The sequence below is a fragment of the Microvirga sp. Mcv34 genome (genome assembly GCF_024519725.1).
GTDB lineage: Bacteria > Pseudomonadota > Alphaproteobacteria > Rhizobiales > Beijerinckiaceae > Microvirga.
Genome location: NZ_JALJRK010000170.1, coordinates 1 through 4,480 on the forward strand (window position 1 = coordinate 1; position 4,480 = coordinate 4,480).

At 61.5% G+C, this 4,480-nt stretch carries 5 protein-coding genes; 3 read left to right on the forward strand and 2 right to left on the reverse strand.

Annotated features, from left to right (window positions below):
* Positions 1-310: 310 nt before the first annotated feature.
* Together OC446_RS29440 and OC446_RS29445 are read right to left on the reverse strand one after the other, a co-directional pair.
* Positions 311-973 carry a transglutaminase-like cysteine peptidase gene (locus tag OC446_RS29440; RefSeq protein ID WP_161725240.1) on the reverse strand — a complete coding sequence of 221 codons (663 nt, stop codon included), beginning with the start codon at positions 971-973 and terminating at the stop codon, positions 311-313.
* A 120-nt stretch (positions 974-1,093) separates the two neighbouring features.
* Positions 1,094-1,609 (reverse strand): hypothetical protein, encoded by a 516-nt coding sequence (locus tag OC446_RS29445; protein ID WP_161725241.1) that lies wholly within the window; start codon positions 1,607-1,609, stop codon positions 1,094-1,096.
* Positions 1,610-1,824: 215 nt separating this feature from the next.
* Here OC446_RS29445 and OC446_RS29450 point away from each other — a divergent pair, with 215 nt between their 5' ends.
* The 3 genes from OC446_RS29450 to OC446_RS29460 all read left to right on the forward strand — a co-directional run bounded on the left by OC446_RS29450 (position 1,825) and on the right by OC446_RS29460 (position 4,169).
* The gene (locus OC446_RS29450; protein WP_262032453.1) at positions 1,825-2,208 is read left to right on the forward strand and encodes a hypothetical protein; all 384 of its coding nucleotides are present in this window, start codon (positions 1,825-1,827) and stop codon (positions 2,206-2,208) included.
* A gap of 215 nt (positions 2,209-2,423) precedes the next feature.
* Positions 2,424-2,924, forward strand: a complete 501-nt coding sequence (locus OC446_RS29455; protein WP_262032454.1) for a copper chaperone PCu(A)C — start codon at positions 2,424-2,426, stop codon at positions 2,922-2,924.
* A 726-nt stretch (positions 2,925-3,650) separates the two neighbouring features.
* Positions 3,651-4,169 (forward strand): cysteine dioxygenase, encoded by a 519-nt coding sequence (locus tag OC446_RS29460; RefSeq protein WP_262032455.1) that lies wholly within the window; start codon positions 3,651-3,653, stop codon positions 4,167-4,169.
* Positions 4,170-4,480 lie beyond the last annotated feature (311 nt).

Sequence of the window (4,480 nt, forward strand, 5' to 3'; positions counted from 1 at the left end):
AAGTGCTTAAGCTACATCCGCCAGCCCTCATCCCTCTTCCGATGCATAAGAACGGCTAGCGTCGGCTACTGGCTATTGCGGGACCAGGCCAGAGCGATCCAACTCACAGCCCTTGCGTTCACCGCGGGCCTTCTGATCCTCGCCGCGGTCGAGGAGATGCTGGGCGAGGCGCACGAGGCGGCCGAGGACAGCCGGGCCACGGCAGCGTTCTTCGTGGGCGGGTTCGCCCTGTTCACGCTCGTTGCGTCCTACTTCGAGGCATCGGGTGCGAAGCAGGCTTGCTGGTCTGCTTCCGGTGTGCGGCTCCAGCTTACTGGTTGGCTGTCATGGTCGGCGACGTCCGACCACCGAGCGAGGCCCAGGTCGAGCCCTGGTCGCCTTCGCGCTTGATGTACACGTAGCCCGTCTTGTGCCAGGGCAGGATGGCGTTGCGCTTGTTGTCCAGGATGAGGTCGCCCCGGTTGGTGCGAACCATCATCACCGCGTGTCCCGCGCCTTCCTCGTCGATGACAACGGTCATGCGCAGTGCCCGGCGAGGGAAGCCGGCTTCGACCAGGCGCCTGCGCTTGACGAGCTGGTAGTCCTCGCAGTCACCGTAACCGTCCTCGGCGAAGTCCCAGCGGTCCTCGACGCCCCAGTGATCCTTATCCGTTTTGGCCCTGATGTCAGCGTTGACCTGCTGGTTGATTCGGACAAGGGTCTGCCAGTCCTTGGCCGTGAGCTCGATGGTGGCAGGCTCGGAGGCATCGACTGCGCATTCGCCCGGGTTCTGCTCACAGAACCGGATCCAACCCAGGATCGGCTTCGCTGTGCCGATCATCCCAACGGGTTGGGAGGCAGTCGGCAACCCTGCAACAGTCTGCGCCTGCGCCCCACTGCCGATCACGGTGAGTCCCATCGTGAAGGCTGCGAGACGAAGCGTGTTCCGGAGAGAAAGTCGAGTGCTCAAGGACTCGAGGAGAGACTGCCGCATTGCCCCCGCCATGCTGTTAAGGTTTTGTTCATCAAACCTGACACAGCGGGCCGGTGGCGCTCAAGGCAAAAGTTAAACGAGAGTTAACAGGTCGCACCCCATTTCGTTCCGAACATTTGGTTATCCATGTCCCGCGCGCAATGTCGCAGCCGTGATCTCCAGGCGCCCGCTCATGTCGTCGAACGAGAGGGCGTAGTGGACGTCCGCGCTGTCCCGGTGCGCCTCGCCCACGCTCAACGCGGCATCACCCAGTTCGAGCAGGAGCTCGCCACGGCGCTCCGCCGCCATTCTTGGATCGTAGACAACCATCGTCGCACCGAGCACGGTCAGCGTATCGTCGATGAGCTTCGTCGCCGCCGCATCGTCTCCTTGGCGGAACGTCGCCGCGATCCTGATTCGCTCGGTGACGGGACGATCCGGCGGGCCAACCACTTCGATGTCGACCTGACGCGCGGCGTAACGACAGCGACTGCTGACCACACAGGAGGTTTGCCGGACGCGAAGATCAGCGCCGAACTGTCCCAGCACCGGATTGATCATTTCTGCATAATTCGGCGGCGGGGCATCAAACGGATCGGCCGTCGCCTGGGAGGCAAGGGCGAGCGTTCCTATGAAAAAGGCAAAGACTGGTCGCATGGCCCCTCCGAATATTGCCAATATGCCGCCTGAGCATCATGGCACGCACATGACCCACCATTCATTTCCGATGTCGTTTTCCCCGTAAAAATGGAGCATGGCCGACAGGGCTGCCAACCTCCCGGTTGTAATGCGTCGCTTTACTTCTCCAGCGGACACAAGCTCTTGATTGTGCCGCGCTTCACACTTCAGGGGGCATGTGAGAGGTTCGCGGCATGAAGCCATGGCTTGCCATCACGCGTCTGCTCCCGCTCCTTGCGATCCTTGGGCTCGTGCTTGCCCCGTTTGCCGCCCCCGCAGCGGCGCGTGGGATGATCGCGCCCGTGGCGGCGGCCGACGCCGGGATGGCTCGGGCCTCCGCAACCTATGCCATGGTGATGGCCGAGGTGCAGTGCTGCGCGCCCGCCCGCTCATCCAAGCCCGAAGCGCCCAAGGCCTGCCCGCTTGCGGCCTTGTGCCATGCGAAAGTTCTCCAGGACGGTTCGACCGCCAGTGCGGTGGTGCGCTGGTTCAGCCCCGCACAGGCTCTGGTGCCCCGGGATGACGCCACACCGGAGACGCTGGCCCAGGCTCCACCCGCTCGGCCCCCGCAAACCTGAGGATCCTGCCGGCGCAAGCGCCGGAAGCCGCGTGGCCCTTGCCACGCCAAGGCCGCCCCGTTGGGTCATGGCCGCCGTCGACCCTGGGTCGTCCAATAAAGCCGTCTCTCTGAGCACGCCCTCTCGGCGGCGCTCCTCCGCGCAATTCCAGGACGGCCCCGACACCTAAGCACAGATGTGATGATGCACCCCGTCGAGGGGCGAAAGACACCCAAATGACGAAGCGATTTCTCGGTGCCCTCTTATCCACTCTGACCATCGGCAGCATGCCGTCTGCGATGGCCCAGGCCCCTGTGACCTACCGCGCCGGCGCCATCGTGGTGGAGGCGCCCTGGTCCCGCGCCACGCCCGGCGGCGCCAAGGTGGGCAGCGGCTACATGCGGATCAGGAACACAGGTTCGGAGCCCGACCGTCTGGTCGGCGGCTCCACTGTGGTCGCGGAACGCTTCGAGGTGCACCGGTCGACGGTCGTCGAGGGCGTCGCCCGCATGGAGCTTGTCACCGGAGGCCTGGAGATCGGCCCGGGTCAGACGGTGGAGCTGAAGCCGGGGGCGCTGCACGCCATGCTCGTCAACCTGCGGCAGGGACTGAACCCAGGCGACACGGTGAAGGGCATGCTCATCTTCGAGAAGGCGGGCGTGCTCAAGATCGAATACCAGGTCGGCGGCATCGGCGCGCAGGCCGTCCCCGCAGCCAACGCCCATCAGAACCACTGAGGCGGTGCAATGTCACCACCCAGGATCCTTCGCTCGGCCGCTTGGGCGCTCATCGCCGTCCTGCTGCTCCAGATGGGCGTTCTCGCCTTGCACTGGTACCGCGGGGAAACGTCACCGCCGGCGTGGTGATCGAACGGGCGACAGTGACCGCCTGAGATCGCGCCGTCACAGCAAGTCTTATAATCTGCCTAGGACCTGACTGGCCCCGGCGGATCCAGGTGGACGGACTGGACAAGAATATGACTTGAAAAGCCGCGGAGCAGAAGGGTCCCGTCCTCCTGAGACCCGACCGCCGCAAGCGGGATCATGGTGCAGCCGCCCCGAGCGGCGACCGTATGTGAGCTTGAGCCGGACAGGATCCTGGTTCACGCATCAGGCTCAGACCTTAGATCCGCACTGCCCGTGGAGATCGTCGTCATGCCCACCTGAAACAGACTGCCTTGACCTTACCATCACCGCGTGAGTTCTTATTCCGACCCCTTCTCACCGTTCCCCTAAACGGATCCTCGCTGACAGCCTAGCTGACCTGAAGCAGGCTACACGTGAGTCGCGGCACGCATAACCCAACTAGCACTTGAGCAGAAAAAATTTCCGGGACTGTCTAGAAGTCCGCAAATTTTTTCTGACTTTGTTGCAATTAGCACGAAATCAGCAAACTCTTTGCAGCGGATCTGAGGGATTATGGTTCAAGTCGCAATATCCGCAGGGCTTTAGAAAATGAGCTTGATGTCGCACGCCTCACGTTTGAACGAGACTGAGATCCTCGGTGAACTTGGGCAAAGGAACCGCAGCCTTTCTAACGAGTATCTGGCCTCCGCCCGCCATGCTCTTCAACAGCTCGTTGACACGGGTGATCTTTTGGCTGGTCGGCAGCTGGAGCGGAAGGAGGGCGGCTACGCTCGGACGCCTTTATTCAATGATGATCAGATGAGCGTTTATGCGATCGTTTGGAGTCCGTCCTCCCAAACGGCGATCCATGATCATCACTGTTCGTGCTGCTTTGGAATGCTCAGTGGTTCTCTTGAGGAAGTATGGTTTCGATCCGTAGGTGAAGATCGGGTCGTTGTAACTGAGCGGGCCATTCGAACCCCGGGCTATATCGCGTGTATGTTACCGTCGGGTCCGAACATCCATCAGATGATCAACAACAGCAGGGACGAGGCAATCTCAATCCATATCTATCGGTTCGATCACAATATGCACGCCTCGTCGATCCTCCGTGAATATAGGCTTGCTTCTCTCTGACGCGACAACGAACAGCTATACAGCACCTTCCGTACCACAGGCCCTCGCTCATTAAGGTTTGTCGGAAGGCACTTAGCGAGATCCGGCCGGAGCTTGAGTGAACGGCGCCGTACCGGTGCGGCGCAGACCTCTGGATACTATGAGCTGATAGACAAGACAGCCAGGGGACTTTCCAGCCAGCGATGAAAGACCAAGACAATTGAGAGCAATGCCAAGGCCCATTATTCCAACGACATATCGATGGACGCGTCTACTGCTAGTGTTGTGTCACTGACGGGTGATTCCGAAATCTGGTGGGCTGTGCGATGCTG